This is a genomic window from Streptomyces mutomycini (assembly GCF_001700505.1).
In the GTDB taxonomy this organism is placed as follows: domain Bacteria; phylum Actinomycetota; class Actinomycetes; order Streptomycetales; family Streptomycetaceae; genus Streptomyces; species Streptomyces mutomycini.
Window position 1 is genome coordinate 1 of the sequence record NZ_MAPV01000327.1, and the last position, 380, is coordinate 380.

Annotated in this window: 1 pseudogene; it reads right to left on the reverse strand. The window is 64.2% G+C overall.

Features of this window, described 5'->3' with window-relative positions:
- Nucleotides 1–380, reverse strand: a pseudogene (locus BFF76_RS30210) (hypothetical protein); the annotation flags it as partial.

The window sequence follows — 380 nt, forward strand, 5'->3', positions numbered from 1 at the left end:
TCCAGCCAGTGGTGTTTGTGTTGGAAGGGGTAGGTGGGGAGGGGGATGCGGCGGCGTTGTTGTTGGTTGTAGTAGTTGGTCCAGTTGGGTGTGGTGCCGGTGAGCCAGAGGGTGGCGAGGGTGCGTTGGATGGTTTCGGGGGCGGTGCGGCGGTCGCGTTTGTGGGGGAGTGTGGCGAGGGTGGTGGCTTGGGTGTTGGTGTGGGTGAGGATGCGGCGGGCGAGGCTGCTGAAGGTTTGGCCGGGGCCGATTTCGAGGAGGGTGGTGCCTGGTTGGGTGGTGGCGGTTTGGATGCCGGTGGTGTATTCGACGGTGGAGAGGATGTGGTTGCCCCAGTAGTGGGGGTCTGTTGCTTGGTGGTCGGTGATCCAGGTGCCGGT